Raw genomic sequence first — 16,433 nt, forward strand, 5'->3', positions numbered from 1 at the left:
CGCGCAAAGATATATATGGACATGTCACGCTACACCGCCTTGAACGCTTCTACCGCCAGTCACTGCTACGAAAGACCGATTGAGCACCAGCCCGTTGCCCACACCGATGTGGCCATTGTCGGTGCCGGGGTGGTGGGGTTAACCCTGGCCTGCGCCCTGCGCCACAGCGGTCTCTCCGTAGCGATTATTGAAACCCAGAAGCAGGATCAGGTGGGGGACCGGGATCGAGCCTACGCGTTTTCCCCCATGTCAGCCCGGATTTTTCAGCAGATGGGGCTGTGGGAACAGGTAGGCCCCTACATTACCCATTTTCAACGGGTGCGCATGTCGGATGCGGACTACGGTAAAGCGGTTAATTTTTATCCCACCGACAGTCCGGTGGATGCGGTCTACTATGGGGCAGAGCATCGGGTACTGGTCAGGGCACTCCAGGGGTTAGCCAATCATATTCACCGCATCACCACTTACTACGAAACCACCCTGGCAGATATTCAAGCCACCGCCACCACCACCCAACTGACCCTAGAATGCGACGGTCAGAAACAGACGTTGCACACCCAGCTGCTGGTGGGGGCTGACGGTGCCCGGTCTAAAATTCGTGACTATGCGGGCATTCGCACATCGGGCTGGGCCTATTGGCAATCCTGCATTACGACGGTGCTGGCCCCGGCTAAGTCCCACCAAAACACAGCCTACGAAAAGTTTTGGCCCAGCGGCCCGTTTGCCATTTTGCCGATTCCTGGCAATCGTTGCCAAGTGGTGTGGACTGCGCCCCATGAGGAAGCGGCAGCAATGTTGGCCCTGCCGCAGGATGCTTTTATGGCAAAGCTGCGCCATCGCTATGGCGATCACATGGGTGAACTGACGATGATCAAGCCACCGATGATGTTTCCGGTGCGATTGATGCATAGCGAGCGCTACGTACAGCCGGGTATTGCCCTGATTGGTGACTCAGCCCATTGCTGCCACCCGGTGGGGGGCCAGGGATTAAATATGGGTATTCGGGATGCTGCGGCCCTGGCAAGGGTTTTGCATGCTGCCCATGCCTGTCAAGAACCCATTGGTGATCTACGGGTCCTCAAGCGCTATGAGCGGTGGCGTCGCCCTGAGAACTGGCTCATTTTAGCCATGACCGATCTGCTCAATCGGATGTTTTCTAACCAGGTGTGGCCCCTACTGTGGCTACGACGCAGCGGTCTCTGGATAATTGAACATACCTCGCCCTTGAAGCGGATGATTTTACGGGTGATGACTGGGTTCTTTGGCCAGCAGCCGATTGTCTAGGACCCAAAGACGCAAACAATGCTGCCGTATCTTAGAACACCTACTACGCGTTTTCACGCAAATTTTCCATCAGTTAGCTGAGGCCCTTCCCTTGGTAATCTTCTACTCTATATATATCAAGGGTGCTTGAGATCATTACATTAGGTGCATCAGTTCGAGTCCAACAGATAGCTACCAACAACAACATCACTACGAACAAAGTGACTGTTGGCCAATCACTAAGATTTGTAGCTAAATAATTGCTTTTCATCCCTGGTTCCCACCATCATAGGTAATCGCTGAAACCTATAGATAGCAGCAGCCATGGGTAGCGCAATCGGCCGAACTGCCTATATAAATAAATCTCATCTACACATCATCTGCACCGTACTTTCAGGATTTGTGCCATGCCAGCTCTAGCTACCTATACTCATCCTACTTATTCTCAACCCCTATCTAAGAACACCTCTGCCCCCGCAGCGGAAGATCAGAGTATTCAACGCATGGGGACTCGTTGTTGGAGAACCTTAGTGGAGAAAGGTGTGCCTTCTGGGGATGCCAGGGAACTTGCGATCGCAATTGTCAACTTCATCTACGTAGATAACCATCTATCCCACCACCAAAAGTATCTAGTTGGTCGTTACTACAGACATCTCTCGACCCTAGAGTTGTCTTTACTACAGAACTGTTAGACAGAACTGTTAGACAGGGCCGTTAGATCGGACGGTTAGACAGGGTCGTTAGACCCTACAGCCAGTTAGGCTCTCCCGTCAGGAGTCCACCGGGTAGTTGATAGGGTACACAGGGTTCATGTGATCAACGAGGGTAGCAATTGGGGGTTAAATCACACTAGTTATCCCGTAGTTTGAATAAATTTATGAAATAGCCTTTACCTTCTCTGTAGAGGCTTTACAGATAGATCAGGACCATGGCCAAGTCGCCCAATGTATTTACTGACGACATTGTTTAGTAAACTCTTGTTCTTACTTGGAACGTCGCAAGTAAACAACAATACGGTGTTTTATAAGATTTGTTGCTTCCTGAGTCACTTTAACCCACTGATAAGGAGGGGGATATTATGCAAGCATCTGCAGCTGTTTTATCAGAGAGAACACCACCACCCATCCGCAAAATATCTAAGCGTGCCAAGCTGAAGCGCATAGGGGCTAGGCATTGGCAACAGCTGATGAGAGTTGGAGTGCCCCAACAAGAAGCTAAGGAACTGGCCATTGCAGTTGTGCGCTACAGCTATCTTGCAAGCCGTCCTTCCAGCGAAGAAAAACGCCTCATTGGTCGATACTGTCAACACTTGGGCGCAGTCGGTCTATGGCAGTTAGACCTGTTGTTAGGCAGCTAGTCTTTAATAATTATTAACTGTAAGTTTTGAGTTTTGGGTTAACATTTCAGCCCAAAACTCAAAACTAAACACGCAAAACAAACCTAAGCCGATACCGCCAACAGCTCATCCAGTTTTTGGCTGGCATCTAGGGCATGGATCGCATCGCAGCCGCCGATGTGCTCGTCATTAATAAAAATTTGTGGCACGGAACGCTTACCATCAGACCCCCGAGCCACCATCGCATCCCGCGCGTCTTCGTCCCCATCAATCACATATTCAGTGAAGTCCACACCCTTGTTCGTCAAAAGTTGCTTCGCCCGAATGCAGAAGGGACATCTCATCCAAGTGTAAATTTCAACCTTTGCCATCGTCCTTTGACACCTATAGTAAGAAACTGCTGGTGAAATCCTAACGCATCTGTTCGCCACATTTCTGTCCACTAGGCGATTAAAAATCCACCCCGCGCTTGAGTTCCACCCCGCGCTCGGCATAGTGCTTATGGTTAAATACCTCGGAATGGGCGCTGGCCAGTTGAAAGTAAGTGGGCGGGTTTTTGCATCGGCCCGTAATAATCACTTCCGTATCCTTGGGCTTCCGCAACAAGGCCTGCACAATGGGCTCCTCTGGCAGCAGCTCTAGGTCCACCGTGGGGTTGAGCTCGTCGAGAATAATGGTCTTATATAAACCGGAGGCAATGGCGGTACGGGCAATTTCCCAACCGCGCTCGGCTTCCACATAGTCAATGTCTTGCTGCTGTCCCCGCCAAACGATGGCATCACGGCCACAGCGCTGGTGATCCACCAGGTTCGGATAGCTCTGGCGCAGGGCGGCAATGGCTGAATCTTCGGTATACCCCTTGCCACCTTTGAGCCACTGGATAATCATCACCCGGTGGGACTTGTCCTGGCTGATGCCAATGCCGATGGCTTGGAGCGCCTTGCCCAGGGCACTGGTGGACTTGCCTTTGCCATCCCCCGTGTAGATTTCAATGCCCTTTAGCCCCGGAATCTCGGAGGTGGCATAGTACTGGGGCTTCATCTCCGAGTGCAGGTCGGCCACCTCCAGCAGGGCCGGGGGGGCACTCCGCCCCGTGGCAATGATTTCTAAGTAGTTGGGTTTACGGCGCAGGGTGCGCACCACGTCGTCAATGTCTAGAAGCCCCAGGTCTAGCACTGGGTTTAATTCGTCTAGCACCACCACAGAATAGAGGCCAGATGCGATCGCACCCTTCGCCACATCCCATCCTCGCTGGGCTTCCTGGTGATCAAATTTAGTAATATCCTCCGCCCCAAAGTACTCGGCCCGCCCCGTGCGCACCTGATCGATCAGGTGGGGAAATCCGCGCTGTAGGGCTTCAATCGCCGCATCTTCGTCATAGGTGCGCCCCGGCCCCTTCAAAAAGCGCAGCAGCAGCACCCGACTTTCCATAAAGGTTTGAATGCCGAGGCCAATAGACCGCAACACTACCCCCAGGGCCACTTGGGATTTTCCCTTACCTTCGCCATCGTAGACATGGATCTGCCCAACCATCCGCTCTGACGTTTGCTGAGCGGTGCGAATACCGATGCCAGAACGAACCATGGGGAGGAAAAAATATGGAGGACAGTCTTAGATTGTAACGCCAAGAAATGGGACCATTTTGCGTTCTCAAGGTTGAATGTGGAATTGGGAAACGGGCTCCATTCCGGTCCAATTCAAACCCAATTCACAATAAAAAATTCAAAATTCACAACTATTACTACTATTTAGATGTTCTTCTCTCCCAAATAGGGTATACCCTAATGTCTGGGATTCTCGGGCAGGGCGATGGGCGAACTTGAGCCGGTGTTTCCGCTTAAAGCGGTCATGTTTCAAATTTTATTTTTATTGGTGGCCATTGCGTTAGAAGCCATGGTGCTCCGTCAGAAGATGCACCTTGGCTACCGACAAAGCGTGCGGTATGCGGCGGCGGTTAACCTGCTGACGGTGGTAGTGGGTTGGTTTGCCTTCTTGGCCATCGAACCGCTAATTGAGCCTCGGCTCCAGGCCCAGGTCATTAGCTATGTGCTGTTTGATAATTTAATTAACAATACCCTCAAGCCCCAAATGGGGTGGATCATCCTGGTGGCCGGGTTGGGAGCCTTTTTTATCACCCTGATGATCAAGCTCAAGGGCCTGGAACTGCTGATGCGGACCATGGGTAACTGGAAGCTGCCTGAAAAACCCAAGGACCTGAACCGTAAAGAGCGCTACAGTCGCTCCCGCACCGGCACCACCCGTTACCAAGAGGCGGCATCTCAGTTTGCGATCGCAGTGCTCCAAGCCAATGCCCTCAGCTTTAGTGCCATTCTGTTACTTTTGGTGTTGCGGTCTTACATTCTTAGGAACGTCGCATGATTGATATCCTGAAGAGCGCCGTCTTTCCTGGAGGGCTGGTCCATGATTGATATCCTGAAGGACGCTATCGATAAGATCCGCGCCCTGATCACCCCCCCTCGCTATCTATCCTGGCAAACCTGCCTACTGCTAAGCTTGTTTTCTTGGATCATGGCCGCCATTGCAGAAAGTAGCCTAGCGACTCCTTTCACGGTCATGTTGCTCAGCACCTTGAGCTGGATGTTTCTCACCATCGCCATCTGGTGGGCCTTGACCGACAATCCCATAGAAATCGGCGATGTCTCCCTTAGCCCCTGGATTACGGCGGCGGTGATGTGTATCTTTTTGTTTCAGCCCTGGACCCCCGAACGGCTGCAGTTGGCCATGGGATTCTGGCCCGTGGTGGCGACGATCCTGGCGGCCATTCCCAAATTCTTTAATTGGAATCTCAATTGGAAGCCCCCCCTCCCCAATGTGCGTCAGGAATTGATCGTTCTGTTGCTGCTCAATTTGTTGCTCAGCAGCTGGATCATGTTTTACTTTCGCATCCAGCATTGGTTTAACGACTACCCCAGTCTGATGGCGGAAAATTTAGATAACAGCGCCTTTGTCTATCGATTTGGGGAAGACAGTCAAGGCACATCCCAAGCCAATATCCTCCTGACCAGCGCGGCGAACAGTTTGGTCAAACAGCTGAATGATGCCCCCTGGCCCCGCGTGGAGCGGTGGCTGTTAAACCTGGACAATAGTATTAGTTCCTTGGCCAGTGGCGTCATTCTGAATACCCTCAGCGAACAGGTATTTTGGAGTTTAGACGCCCCCCGTCCCGAGTCCGTGGCCAATGGCTATCAGATTAAGCTCCGGGCCAATTGGCTAGGGCCAACGGCCAAGAAAAATGGTTATTACGTGGAAAAGGTGTGCACCATTATGCCCCGCCCCCTCAAACAGCGCACGGGGAATGAACCCCAGGCAGCAGCCTCCTCCACCCCGGTGGCCCAAGTGACTTGTGCCGACGAGACAACCGAGGTAGAACGGACAGTGACCCTGGATGCCCCATCGACTTAAATTCGCTTAGATTCTCTCAAGAAAAATACTAAAAATACTATAGTTGCCGATGTTAAATCTTCCTCGTATTACCGTAGTGGCCCGCAATGTATTTTTAGAGGTGATTCGCGATCGCATCCTCTACCTAGCTGGGTTGTTTGCTGTGGTAATGGTGCTGGCAGCAGTGCTGCTGCCGGAGGTGGCGGCAGGTACCGATAATAAGATCCTGTTAGACCTGGGGTTAGCGGCCATCAACCTATTTACCCTAGTGGTGGTGGTGTTTGTGGGCACCGGTCTAGTGAATAAGGAAATTGAGAAAAAGACGGTGCTGGTGCTAATTGCTAAGCCGGTGAGCCGGTTTGAGATTATTTTGGGAAAACATCTCGGTCTGGCGGCGGTGACCGGCTTGTTGATGCTGGTACAGACGGGGATTTTTATTATTATTTTGACGGTCAGACAGCTAGAGTTTCCGGCGGGTAGCATGCTGGTTGCGATCTTCTTTATGTACCTTGAGATGCTACTGATTATTGCCATCACCATCGTGTTTGGGGTATTCACCAGTTCTTTGTTAGCTACATTGCTGTCCTTTGGCACCTATTTGGTGGGGCATCTCAGCACTGATTTGCTGAAACTGAGTCAGGTATCCAAGTCTGAGGGTTTGCAACGGGTAGTGGAGGCAATGTATTTGGTTTTGCCAGACTTGGAACGATTGAATTTGAAGAATGAGGCAGTTTATGGGGCAGCGGTGTTGCCGGGGGCGGGAACGTTGGCGATGAATGCTCTGTATGGGTTGATTTATACGGCTTTGTTGTTGGTGATTGCAGGCAATGTGTTTACTCGTCGGCAGTTTTAGCAAGGGACAGGTCTCGTGCCTGCTCTGCGACATCTAACGCATCTTGACCAATCTATCGTTGCGATTTCAAATCCCCCAAAATTAGGGGATTGGGAACCATCGAAACCGTAAAACAATGTCCACACCCATCGGCAAAGATGCAGGCTAATTCGTTGAATGGTGGGCCATGCCCACCCTAAAGAATGTTCTCGACATCTAACCCAAAACCAGACAAAACATCGCCGCCATCAATCTGCTGTGGTGCTTGTAATATCTCCACAGCCTGCCCCGGACGATAAATCTCTACCGTTTTATTCTGCGGGTCAATCAACCACCCCAACCGCACACCATTTTCCCGATACTCATCCATTTTTGCCTGCAACGTTGCCAACCGATCCGTCGCAGACCGCAGCTCAATCACAAAATCAGGCGCAATGGGCGGAAACTTTTCCCGGTCTGCAGGACTCAGCGCTTCCCATCGACTGCGCTCAATCCAGGCCGCATCGGGAGACCGCTCCGCACCATTCGGAAACTTAAAGCAAGTGGACGAATCGAACGTATATCCCAGCTGAGTTTGCCGGTTCCATAGATTCAGATCAGTCGTAATATCAGCATTACAACGGCCACTTTCACCACCGGTCGGGGTGATGATCACTAACTCTCCCTGGGCAGACCGTTCAAGTTTCACATCCGGGTTAGCACGACAAAGCTGGTAAAACACCTCGTCTGACAGAATACCCATAGGGTCTAGGGTAATGGTGAAAGCAGTCATAGCTAAAAACGCTAAGATTGGCGGTTACTGATTCAGATTGTAGAAGATCGGTTTATGCCATGAACCACATCAAACCTTGGGCCACCCTGCTCACTGCCCTCGCTGTGCTGTTTCCCTCCACCTCAGCCAGCGCCTACTGCCGCGCCGACCTAACCCGGCAAATCGACACCATCGCAGCGCAACCCGCCCTAAAAAAAGCCCGCCTCGGCATCCTGATCGAAACCCAATCCGGCCAAGTCATCTATAGCCGCGACGCCGACCGCTACTTTGTCCCCGCCTCCAACGTCAAACTTCTGACCACCGCCGCCGCCCTCTCTAGCCTCGGTCCCAACTTCACCATCCGCACCTCCGTCTACGGCGAGCCAACCAACGGGCCGACGGCCCTCCAGGTAGTCGGTCGCGGGGACCCCACCTTTGGCGATGACCAGCTGAACGACCTAGCCAGTCAGCTCAAAGCCCAAAACATCAGCACCGTTAGTAGCCTCCTGGGCAATGACAGCCACTTTGCCGGACCCACCGTTAACCCCAACTGGGAATGGGAAGACATCCAGGCAGGCTACGGAGCGCCGACCAATAGCCTGATTCTCAATGCCAATGAGCTAGGCTTTACCCTCTATCCCCAGTCCGTGGGCCAACCCCTGCGGATTGAATGGGATGACCCCAGCCTCCAGGGGCAATGGCAAATCGAAAACTTTTCCCGTTCCGTCGCAGCCGGTCAGCCCGAATACATTGACATTGGTCGCGATCTCAGTCGCCCTATCCTGCGGGTCTATGGTCAGCTGGTCTCCGGTGCGGCCCCCGATACGTCCTCGGTGGCAGTGTCCAACCCAGCCAATTACTTTCTCGACCGCTTTCGACACACCCTGAGTCGCCAAGGCATTACCGTTACCCAAAGCGGCCTGACCACCGTTGACCCCAGCAGCTCGGAACTGGCGTCGGTAACATCCCCTCCCCTGGCCCAGTGGTTAGTGACCACCAACCGTAATAGCAAGAATATCTACGCTGAAGCCATACTCAAATCCCTGGGGGCGAGCAACACTGACGATGCAACGGCAGCAGGAATTACAGCAGTGGAAACCATCCTGGAACGGCTAGGGGTAAACCCAGAACTCTATGAAATCGTCGATGGCTCCGGTCTCTCCCGCCATAACCTGGCCACACCCGAAGCCTTTGTGGATACCCTCCAGGCCATGGCCCGCTCCCCCCATGCCGCCACCTATCGCAATTCCTTAGCGGAGGCTGGGGTCAGCGGCACCCTGCGCAATCGCCTGGGGGAGCTTCGCTTTGCAGGTAAAACCGGGGCCATCAGTCACAATGCCTCTCTGTCGGGCTACCTAGAGCCCCCTAATCATTCGCCATTAGTCCTGAGTATCATCATCAATCACTTGGATCAGCCAGGAGCTGTCCTCCGGCGCACCATTGACGATGTGGTCAAACTGGCGGCCCAGCTGGATGATTGCTGAACCGCCTTTAAACCACGGAGATATACAGGGGGCGTTAGTCATCTGGGAATACTGCAGGGGTGTGGGTTAATATATACTTCTTCCTTAATGTTTTCTTTAGGTTCCCTATACCTATAGACGTTTCTAGGCCACCCCCTACCGCCGTTGATTGAGGGGGACTCCTGTCATTCTCCGGTACCGCATGGCTCGCTTCGATTCCCGTCAAGACCACCTCAACCATTACTACCAGCAGATTCAAACCGTGATTCTGGCGCGTCAAAACCCGGTGACGGGTCTGCTGCCTGCCAGTACGGCCATTACCACCCATGGTGACTACACCGATGCCTGGGTGAGGGATAACGTGTACAGCATTATGGCGGTGTGGGGATTAGCCCTGGCCTATCGCAAAGTTGATGAAAATCTGGGTCGCACCTATGAACTAGAACAGAGCGTCACTAAACTGATGCGGGGTTTACTGTTTGCCATGATGCAGCAAACAGCCAAGGTGGAACGGTTTAAGCGCACCCAGGACCCGCTGGATGCCCTCCATGCCAAGTACAGTACCCCGACGGGTAGCACCGTGGTGGGGGATGGCGATTGGGGCCACCTGCAGTTGGATGCCACGTCGATTTATTTGTTGATGCTGGCCCAGATGACCAGTTCTGGGTTGCAGATTATCTACACCCGGGACGAAGTGGACTTTATTCAAAACCTGGTCTACTACATCGGGCGAGCCTACCGTACGGCTGACTACGGCATTTGGGAACGGGGTAATAAGCTTAACCATGGTAAGCCAGAACTCAATGGTAGCTCCGTGGGCATGGCCAAAGCAGCACTAGAGGCGATGAACGGTCTCAACCTGTTTGGGGTGAGGGGGGGCCATGGGTCGGTGATCCACGTTTTACCGGATGAGATTGCCCGTACTCGCATTACCCTAGAGTCCCTATTGCCCAGGGAATCGGGATCTAAGGAAATTGATGCCGCCCTCCTGAGTGTGATTGGCTTTCCGGCCTTTGCCGTGGATAACCCGGCTTTACTCCAGGCCACCCACGACGCCATCATTGAAAAATTGCAAGGGCAGTATGGCTGCAAACGATTTCTACGGGACGGCCACCAGGCAGTGGTGGAGGATGCGGAGCGCCTCCATTATGAACCCGGCGAGCTGAAGGATTTTGAACACATTGAGTGTGAATGGCCGCTGTTTTTCTGTTATTTGCTGCTCAACAGTCTGTTTCGCAATGATGGCAATCAGGCGGCCTTTTACCGGGAACGGTTAGAGGCATTGGCAGTGAATCAGGGTGGTTTGGATCTCTTGCCTGAGCTTTACTATGTCCCCTCGTCAATGATTGAGGCCGAGCGGGAAAATCCCCACAGCCAAAGCCGAGAGCCCAATGACAACATTCCCTTGGTGTGGGCCCAGAGTCTCTACTACATGGGACAGATGATTCAGGATGGGCTGATTACCCTAGGGGACATTGACCCCCTAGCCCGTCACCTCAAGGTGGGCCAAAACCGGCAGCCCATTGTGCAGATTTCGTTGCTTTCAGAAGATAGTGAGCTACAACAACAGCTGGCCAACTATGGCATTGAGACCCAGGTTTTAGCCCAAATTGATCCAGTTCAGGTGCGCACATCAACGGACTTAGCTGATCTCTATGCTGTGATTGGTTGCAATAAAAAACTCCAAACCACCGGTCGCCCTGACCGTCGTTTGCGCAGTTTGGCCACATCGCGCATTTTTCGCATTAAACGGGAGACGGTGGTATTTGTGCCAGCGTTTCTAGACCCCAGTCAGTTTTATATCACCCTCGACTATCATTTTTTAGTTTCCCAAATCCGCAGTGAACTGTCCTATATCCATGAGCATTGGAATGAGCCCGGTCGTCCCACAGTAACCCTGCTGCTCACCCATCGCATGTTTGAGCTGGGGCATAAGGCCATTAGTGATTCGCCCCTGTTGCAGCTGATTTTTGAGCTGAAGGATGGTGAATGTAACGGGGTGCCGGTGAAGGTGGGCTCACTGTTTCAGCTGATGTTGACGGCAGCGACGGAGCGCATGGAAGACGGACTACTGCCAGCGGCGAGCGAACCTCTGTCGTCCTACACCATGCCGATTTCGGCCTATTTGCCTCTGTCCGAGAGCAGTACTAAGCCCCTGTCCCAGATCCAAGAACTTGATTTGGAACGGGAAACAGACGGCTGGCGATTGCTGGAGGCGCTTCAGGCCTCTGATAACCTGTACGAACAGATCGAGTTGATTAGTAACCTCTGCCGGTTAGAACACCTGACCTATGACACGGGCTGGGGTAAGTTAACTGGGGAACAGGTGACCTTGGCTAATTTGCTCCATGAGCTTTATATCAAGGCCGGGCGATTAGAGCTGTGGGCCATTGTGCGCCGGGCGGCGGGACTACTCAATAAAATGGCTATTGGTCTGGCGGATGCGGCCACAGAACTGCTGGTGCGCCAAAAGCAAATTGCGGTGGGTAAGGCCTATAGTGAGGCTTCGTTGATTACGGATCCCCTGGCCCCTAACGATTTGTTGGCTAAGATTAATGAATTTTGCGGTGAGGACATTCGCGATCGCACCCTCACCCAAGAAATCCTGATCTATCTCAGCGTCCTGATTAACTCGGAACCCGAGCTGTTTGAAGGCCTCCTCACCCTCCGCGTCAGCTATTTAATTTTGCTGATCAACAGTGAGATCTGTCGCGACCAGTCCTGCACCCAGGACGAAGCCTACGAAGTTCTCATGGCCATGAGTCCCTTTGAAATCAAAATGCGCCTGCGAAAGGTTCTAGCTGGGTACGAAGGCCTGGATAATAATCTGTTCCGTCAAGAATCGATTCAGTCCCGACAGCCCAAAGCCGTTAACTGGGTGGTCCTCCCCCAAGCCGAAGAAACCGAACCCTCCGAGGAAGAATGGCTCCAGCGACGCCAGCGAGAGGGTAGCCTGAACCGGGTGCCCGAAGACTTTTACCCCAGGGTATGGCGACTACTCAAACACTGCAAAGGTATTGTCATCGGTGACAAGCTCGAACGCCGTAACCGCCTGATCAGCGAACTGATCCTGTCGGACACCACCCCCGAAGAAAAAGACTTTGCCCTGCGCATTGAGCATCTGTTTAACAAAATCCAAGCTCCCGAATACCGCCAGGTTAATGTGGAAGCCCTGATGGAACTCTCAGAACTCTTTGACACCAACCCTGAGTGGCAACTAGAGGACTATATCGTGCTGGATGTTCTGGTGGGTCATGCGGTACGTCTGGCCTGGATCGATGGCGGCGACCACCGTGCCCACCGCTATCTGCAAGACAAAGCCAAAGCCTGGCGCTCGTTTTACCAGGACACCCCCCACCGATGTGCTCAGTACATTGCCAAGGCCATGCAGTTTTTAATCGAAATTAACGAAGGGGAAATAGCATCTGCTTAGGGACTGTTCTGATTGAGGTCGCCGTTGTGCTTAAGAATGTCTTTCCCCCAAGAACGCCTTCTCCCGGTTAATGCCATTACCCAACGCTTCATCGTGCCAAGTCCCTTTTCGTGACAAAGACACCCTCCATATCATTAGAGTTATCAAAACCCATACTTGTTCTATTCGCCAGCCGCTACAATAGGACACGTTCATTTCACCCACCGTCCACTATGACCGCTGCGGCACCTGCTAAGACCGAGTACGAAGCCGTCATTGGCTTAGAAATCCATTGCCAGCTCAGCACCAACACCAAAATCTTCACCCCCAGCTCGGCAGAATTTGGGGCCGCCCCCAACACCCACATCGACCCCATCACCGTGGGCATGCCTGGAGTGCTACCGGTACTCAACGAAAAGGTATTGGAATATGCAGTCAAAGCTGGCCTAGCCCTCAACTGCCAGATCGCTCCCTACAGTAAGTTTGACCGCAAACAATACTTCTACCCCGACCTGCCCAAAAACTACCAAATCTCCCAGTTTGACCTCCCCATCGCCGAACATGGCTGGATCAACATCGAACTGGTGGACAAAAAAAGCGGCACCGTAGAACGTAAGAAAATTGGCATTACCCGCCTGCACATGGAAGAAGATGCCGGGAAACTAGTCCATGCCGGTAGTGATAGCCTCGCAGGCTCAACCTATTCGTTGGTGGACTACAACCGCGCCGGGGTGCCCCTGATCGAAATCGTCTCCGAGCCCGATCTGCGCACCGGGAAAGAAGCCGCCGAATATGCTCAGGAAGTGCGCCGCGTCGTCCGTTACCTCGGTGTGGGCGACGGCAACATGCAGGAGGGCTCTCTGCGCTGCGACGTGAATATTTCCATCCGCCCCAAAGGACGAGAAGCCTTTGGCACCAAAGTGGAAATCAAAAACATGAACTCCTTCAGCGCCATTCAAAAAGCCATCGATTACGAAATCGAACGCCAGACCGAAGCGCTGGAAAGCGGCGACGAAGAAATCATCCAGGAGACCCGCCTGTGGGATGAAAGCATCCAGGTCACCAAAAGCATGCGCTCCAAGGAAGGCTCCAGCGACTACCGCTACTTCCCTGAGCCTGACCTGCCCCCCATTGAGGTTTCCAAAAAACAGCTTGAATTCTGGAAGTCGGAGCTACCTGAGCTGCCTGCCGAAAAACGCGATCGCTATGAAAAAGAGCTAGGCCTATCCGCCTACGACACCCGCGTCCTCACCGACGATCGTAGCATTGCCGACTATTTTGAACAGACCATCGCCACCGGAGCTGAGACCAAAACCGTAGCCAACTGGGTGATGGGGGACATCGCAGGCTATCTCAATGCCGAAAAGCTAACCATTGGCGATATAAGCCTCACACCAGAGGGCCTAGGTGAACTAGTGAACCTCATCACCGCCGGTACCATCAGTAACAAAATTGGCAAGGACCTATTGCCCACCTTGCTTAAAGAAGGGGGATCCCCCAAGGCCATAGTCGAGGAAAAAGGACTGGTACAAATTTCCGATCCCGCCGCCATTGCAGCCATCATTGACGATGTCATGGCTGCCAACCCGGACGAGTTGGCCAAGTACCGCGCGGGCAAGAAGACGCTGCAAGGCTTCTTTGTGGGCAAAGTGATGCAGCAGTCCGGTGGACGGGCAGATCCCAAACTGACCAATCAGTTACTCGGGAAAAAGTTAAATGGTTAGACTGAATTTGGCTTTATTCAGCAGCTGTGTTATTTTGCCTACGGTGAACCATATCAGTCTTTATGGGCCAGAACAGTGAGTTAGACTCTCCGGGTTCACCACTCGAAAATCCTTGACTAGATGGACTTTACCTCAACTTTATGAATGTAAACTTCTAGCAAGATTCAAGAAAAATTGAGACAGGGGGTTACACCCCACACCCCATCTATGGCACACTATGTTAAGTAGATGCACCCTGATGGTTGGAGAGCTTGTATGCTCTCCTTTTTTTTGTCCATTTTTGGGTTCGACTCCGCTCCCCCATCAATACAGGCTTTAGCGGATTGAAATGAGCGTATAGCTGGCCTCCCCAAGGAGATGGTCAGCAGCTCATAAAAACACACTCGCTCACAATTTCGCTTCTTATCCCCCAGGAAAGCCTTAGCTATCTGAGGTGCTAGCTAGACTCCGCTCAGCTAGCACCTCAGTTCGCCACACTCCAGCCCCTCAAAAAATCCGTACAAAGGTTAACAAAGAACACTTTTAGAAATGGTCCTCAGTTAAGATTTAACCAATCCTTAAGGTTTTATCCCAGGCAATCATACTTGTGGGGTTTTCACCTGGGATGATTTTCCATAAAAAACCGAGTTTAATATGCTGCTTTTTCTAACCCCATAGATCAGCCTCAGGCACAGGAAAATTCCTGTGCCTTTTTAGTTCTGATATATCTCAACTACAGCCATGAGTTACAACTTTGATATTGTCGGCGTCTCTCCCGTTTGGAACTTTTTTAAATATCAGCAGTATGTGGAGCAGTCACCTAACCGCAGCTGTGCCTACTTAGGCAGCTATGACTGCACCCTGGATGGGTTTATTAAAGCAACGGCACTGATTTATAAAAAGCCAGATTGGGACTGGGATACAGTAGTGAGTGAGATGGTGAACTTTTGGTTGAATGCGGGTGATCGTATGAGCCAGTGGAAGCAGGAACTGGCCCAGGCGGAGGAAACGAGTTTGATCGTTGGAAGGGTGGCAAATTTTCAGCGTTTACGATCAGAATTGGAAGGGCTGATCGCAGATTGACCAACAACCTCGGATTTGGTGTGATGGAAGGCTTGACCATCTTCTGAAATTTAAACAGTAGCGGCTAGCCATAGCCTTTTGCCATGAACGCCTCACCATTACCCTTGACCCCACCTGACAGATGAAGCGTTTTATCAGCTTTGCCGAGCCAATCCTGATGTGAAATTTGAGCGTTCATCCCAGGGAGAGTTGATCATCATGTCACCCACAGGCGGTGAAAGCGGTCGCCGCAATGCCGATATCACCTGGGAGGCGGCGAGAGCCATGGATGGACCGTGCCCACCCTACCGTGGATTTGTCTGTCATCCGTGACAGGTCAGCAATTTACCTCAATGGCCTGGGCCATTGAGCCTATGGACTTTATCAGTATAAAGTTGATATGGCATGTATCAAGCTATACATGAAAATCCTGGGTATTTTGGCGAATTCGCTTCCTAATTGCCATCTGTGTTGAGGAAACTAAGGACATGTCAACAAATACACGAACATGTCCTTAGACGAATTTGAAAAATATTATCGCGAAGCAATGAGCATGGCACTGAACCAGCTACAACGGGTCACCCTACTCTCCGACAACCTACAAGACTCAGTGGAAGAGATTAGTGCCTCGTTGCAACAGCTCAATCGTACAACGGAAGCATTTATTGTCGATCAGCGCCAAAACTCCGATGATGAATCGGATTCAGAGTCTTGAGATGGGCTCTCAGAAGAACCTCTTTCCTCTAAGATCTTGTCTTGGAGGATGGGTTTGGGCGGCACTTTGAGCAATGAGAGAATTTTGGCATTGAGAGTGATAGGCATAATGGGCTTAACCATATAGTCAGTTGCCCCAGCGGCTAAGGCTTTCTGACGATCGGCCTGGAACGCGTAGCTGCTAACCACCAAAATGGGTAATGAGTGAAACTGGGGATTGTGCCGGATTGCCTTAATTAGGGTGAGCCCATCAATGTAAGGCAGCTTAATGTCTAATAAGACCAGATGGGGCATAAACTCCTGCATCATCTCAATGCAGTTGTTACCATCAGCCAAGGGCAACACCCGGTAACCACATTGCTCTAAAAAGTCTGCAAACAATACGCGGTTACCGTAGTCATCTTCTATGAGTAAAATGCGCCGTTGCTCTTGGGGAAAATTCATAGGTAACCGCAGCGCACTGGTGGATTCATTAACATTTACAGGTACGGTAAC

At 52.0% G+C, this 16,433-nt stretch carries 15 protein-coding genes and 1 pseudogene; 12 read left to right on the forward strand and 4 right to left on the reverse strand.

What is annotated here, in order from left to right; genetic code table 11:
* The first annotated feature begins 21 nt into the window (after window positions 1–21).
* The 3 genes from VB741_RS19260 (at window position 22) to VB741_RS19270 (ending at window position 2,620) form a co-directional block, all read left to right on the forward strand.
* On the forward strand, window positions 22–1,284 hold the full coding sequence (locus tag VB741_RS19260; protein ID WP_323366824.1) for an FAD-dependent hydroxylase: 1,263 nt from the start codon (window positions 22–24) through the stop codon (window positions 1,282–1,284).
* A gap of 386 nt (window positions 1,285–1,670) precedes the next feature.
* The gene (locus tag VB741_RS19265) at window positions 1,671–1,955 is read left to right on the forward strand and encodes a hypothetical protein (RefSeq protein ID WP_323366825.1); all 285 of its coding nucleotides are present in this window, start codon (window positions 1,671–1,673) and stop codon (window positions 1,953–1,955) included.
* 386 nt (window positions 1,956–2,341) lie between these two features.
* A complete protein-coding gene (locus tag VB741_RS19270) occupies window positions 2,342–2,620 on the forward strand; it encodes a hypothetical protein (RefSeq protein WP_323366826.1) in 279 nt (92 codons plus the stop codon).
* 83 nt (window positions 2,621–2,703) lie between these two features.
* Here the strand turns inward: VB741_RS19270 and grxC are convergent, their stop codons facing one another.
* Both grxC and VB741_RS19280 read right to left on the reverse strand, forming a co-directional pair.
* The gene (gene grxC, locus VB741_RS19275) at window positions 2,704–2,970 is read right to left on the reverse strand and encodes a glutaredoxin 3 (RefSeq protein ID WP_323366827.1); all 267 of its coding nucleotides are present in this window, start codon (window positions 2,968–2,970) and stop codon (window positions 2,704–2,706) included.
* A 79-nt stretch (window positions 2,971–3,049) separates the two neighbouring features.
* Window positions 3,050–4,183, reverse strand: coding sequence for a cob(I)yrinic acid a,c-diamide adenosyltransferase (locus VB741_RS19280; RefSeq protein WP_323366828.1), 1,134 nt, complete (start codon window positions 4,181–4,183; stop codon window positions 3,050–3,052).
* A gap of 225 nt (window positions 4,184–4,408) precedes the next feature.
* On the opposite strand from VB741_RS19280, the gene fraC reads away from it, so the two are divergent.
* From fraC to VB741_RS19295, 3 genes are read left to right on the forward strand one after another with little or no spacing between them, the layout of a single operon-like run.
* Entirely contained in the window at window positions 4,409–4,978 is a 570-nt protein-coding gene (gene fraC / locus VB741_RS19285; RefSeq protein ID WP_323366829.1) for a filament integrity protein FraC, read from the forward strand.
* A gap of 42 nt (window positions 4,979–5,020) precedes the next feature.
* Window positions 5,021–6,022: a DUF5357 family protein gene (locus VB741_RS19290; RefSeq protein WP_323366830.1), complete on the forward strand. Its 1,002-nt coding sequence runs from the start codon at window positions 5,021–5,023 to the stop codon at window positions 6,020–6,022.
* 49 nt (window positions 6,023–6,071) lie between these two features.
* A complete protein-coding gene (locus VB741_RS19295; protein ID WP_323366831.1) occupies window positions 6,072–6,854 on the forward strand; it encodes an ABC transporter permease in 783 nt (260 codons plus the stop codon).
* Between the two features lie 175 nt (window positions 6,855–7,029).
* Here VB741_RS19295 and VB741_RS19300 read toward each other — a convergent pair whose 3' ends face one another.
* Window positions 7,030–7,605 (reverse strand): Uma2 family endonuclease, encoded by a 576-nt coding sequence (locus VB741_RS19300; RefSeq protein ID WP_323366832.1) that lies wholly within the window; start codon window positions 7,603–7,605, stop codon window positions 7,030–7,032.
* 59 nt (window positions 7,606–7,664) lie between these two features.
* On the opposite strand from VB741_RS19300, the gene dacB reads away from it, so the two are divergent.
* The 6 genes and pseudogenes from dacB to VB741_RS19330 all read left to right on the forward strand — a co-directional run bounded on the left by dacB (window position 7,665) and on the right by VB741_RS19330 (window position 15,939).
* Window positions 7,665–9,068 (forward strand): D-alanyl-D-alanine carboxypeptidase/D-alanyl-D-alanine endopeptidase, encoded by a 1,404-nt coding sequence (gene dacB / locus VB741_RS19305; protein ID WP_323366833.1) that lies wholly within the window; start codon window positions 7,665–7,667, stop codon window positions 9,066–9,068.
* Between the two features lie 181 nt (window positions 9,069–9,249).
* A complete protein-coding gene (locus tag VB741_RS19310; RefSeq protein WP_323366834.1) occupies window positions 9,250–12,480 on the forward strand; it encodes a glycoside hydrolase family 15 protein in 3,231 nt (1,076 codons plus the stop codon).
* Between the two features lie 212 nt (window positions 12,481–12,692).
* Entirely contained in the window at window positions 12,693–14,183 is a 1,491-nt protein-coding gene (gatB, locus tag VB741_RS19315; RefSeq protein WP_323366835.1) for an Asp-tRNA(Asn)/Glu-tRNA(Gln) amidotransferase subunit GatB, read from the forward strand.
* Window positions 14,184–14,903: 720 nt separating this feature from the next.
* Window positions 14,904–15,245, forward strand: coding sequence for a hypothetical protein (locus VB741_RS19320; protein WP_323366836.1), 342 nt, complete (start codon window positions 14,904–14,906; stop codon window positions 15,243–15,245).
* 114 nt (window positions 15,246–15,359) lie between these two features.
* Window positions 15,360–15,497: pseudogene (locus tag VB741_RS26480) on the forward strand (Uma2 family endonuclease); the annotation flags it as partial.
* A 280-nt stretch (window positions 15,498–15,777) separates the two neighbouring features.
* Window positions 15,778–15,939 carry a hypothetical protein gene (locus VB741_RS19330; protein ID WP_323366838.1) on the forward strand — a complete coding sequence of 54 codons (162 nt, stop codon included), beginning with the start codon at window positions 15,778–15,780 and terminating at the stop codon, window positions 15,937–15,939.
* Here the strand turns inward: VB741_RS19330 and VB741_RS19335 are convergent.
* Window positions 15,897–16,382: a response regulator gene (locus VB741_RS19335; RefSeq protein ID WP_323366839.1), complete on the reverse strand. Its 486-nt coding sequence runs from the start codon at window positions 16,380–16,382 to the stop codon at window positions 15,897–15,899. The genes VB741_RS19330 and VB741_RS19335 overlap by 43 nt on opposite strands.
* Window positions 16,383–16,433: the final 51 nt, after the last annotated feature.

The organism is Leptothoe sp. PORK10 BA2, from assembly GCF_034932105.1.
Taxonomy (GTDB): Bacteria; Cyanobacteriota; Cyanobacteriia; order Phormidesmidales; family Phormidesmidaceae; genus Leptothoe.

What these genes read in the sequence shown, in the direction of transcription:
- VB741_RS19260 (WP_323366824.1), top strand. Translation starts at nt 22, where the DNA reads ATGTCACGCTACACCGCCTTGAACGCTTCTACCGCCAGTCACTGCTAC.
- VB741_RS19265 (WP_323366825.1), top strand. Translation starts at nt 1,671, where the DNA reads ATGCCAGCTCTAGCTACCTATACTCATCCTACTTATTCTCAACCCCTA.
- VB741_RS19270 (WP_323366826.1), top strand. Translation starts at nt 2,342, where the DNA reads ATGCAAGCATCTGCAGCTGTTTTATCAGAGAGAACACCACCACCCATC.
- grxC (WP_323366827.1), bottom strand. Translation starts at nt 2,970, where the DNA reads ATGGCAAAGGTTGAAATTTACACTTGGATGAGATGTCCCTTCTGCATT.
- VB741_RS19280 (WP_323366828.1), bottom strand. Translation starts at nt 4,183, where the DNA reads ATGGTTCGTTCTGGCATCGGTATTCGCACCGCTCAGCAAACGTCAGAG.
- fraC (WP_323366829.1), top strand. Translation starts at nt 4,409, where the DNA reads ATGGGCGAACTTGAGCCGGTGTTTCCGCTTAAAGCGGTCATGTTTCAA.
- VB741_RS19290 (WP_323366830.1), top strand. Translation starts at nt 5,021, where the DNA reads ATGATTGATATCCTGAAGGACGCTATCGATAAGATCCGCGCCCTGATC.
- VB741_RS19295 (WP_323366831.1), top strand. Translation starts at nt 6,072, where the DNA reads ATGTTAAATCTTCCTCGTATTACCGTAGTGGCCCGCAATGTATTTTTA.
- VB741_RS19300 (WP_323366832.1), bottom strand. Translation starts at nt 7,605, where the DNA reads ATGACTGCTTTCACCATTACCCTAGACCCTATGGGTATTCTGTCAGAC.
- dacB (WP_323366833.1), top strand. Translation starts at nt 7,665, where the DNA reads ATGAACCACATCAAACCTTGGGCCACCCTGCTCACTGCCCTCGCTGTG.
- VB741_RS19310 (WP_323366834.1), top strand. Translation starts at nt 9,250, where the DNA reads ATGGCTCGCTTCGATTCCCGTCAAGACCACCTCAACCATTACTACCAG.
- gatB (WP_323366835.1), top strand. Translation starts at nt 12,693, where the DNA reads ATGACCGCTGCGGCACCTGCTAAGACCGAGTACGAAGCCGTCATTGGC.
- VB741_RS19320 (WP_323366836.1), top strand. Translation starts at nt 14,904, where the DNA reads ATGAGTTACAACTTTGATATTGTCGGCGTCTCTCCCGTTTGGAACTTT.
- VB741_RS19330 (WP_323366838.1), top strand. Translation starts at nt 15,778, where the DNA reads ATGGCACTGAACCAGCTACAACGGGTCACCCTACTCTCCGACAACCTA.
- VB741_RS19335 (WP_323366839.1), bottom strand. Translation starts at nt 16,382, where the DNA reads ATGAATTTTCCCCAAGAGCAACGGCGCATTTTACTCATAGAAGATGAC.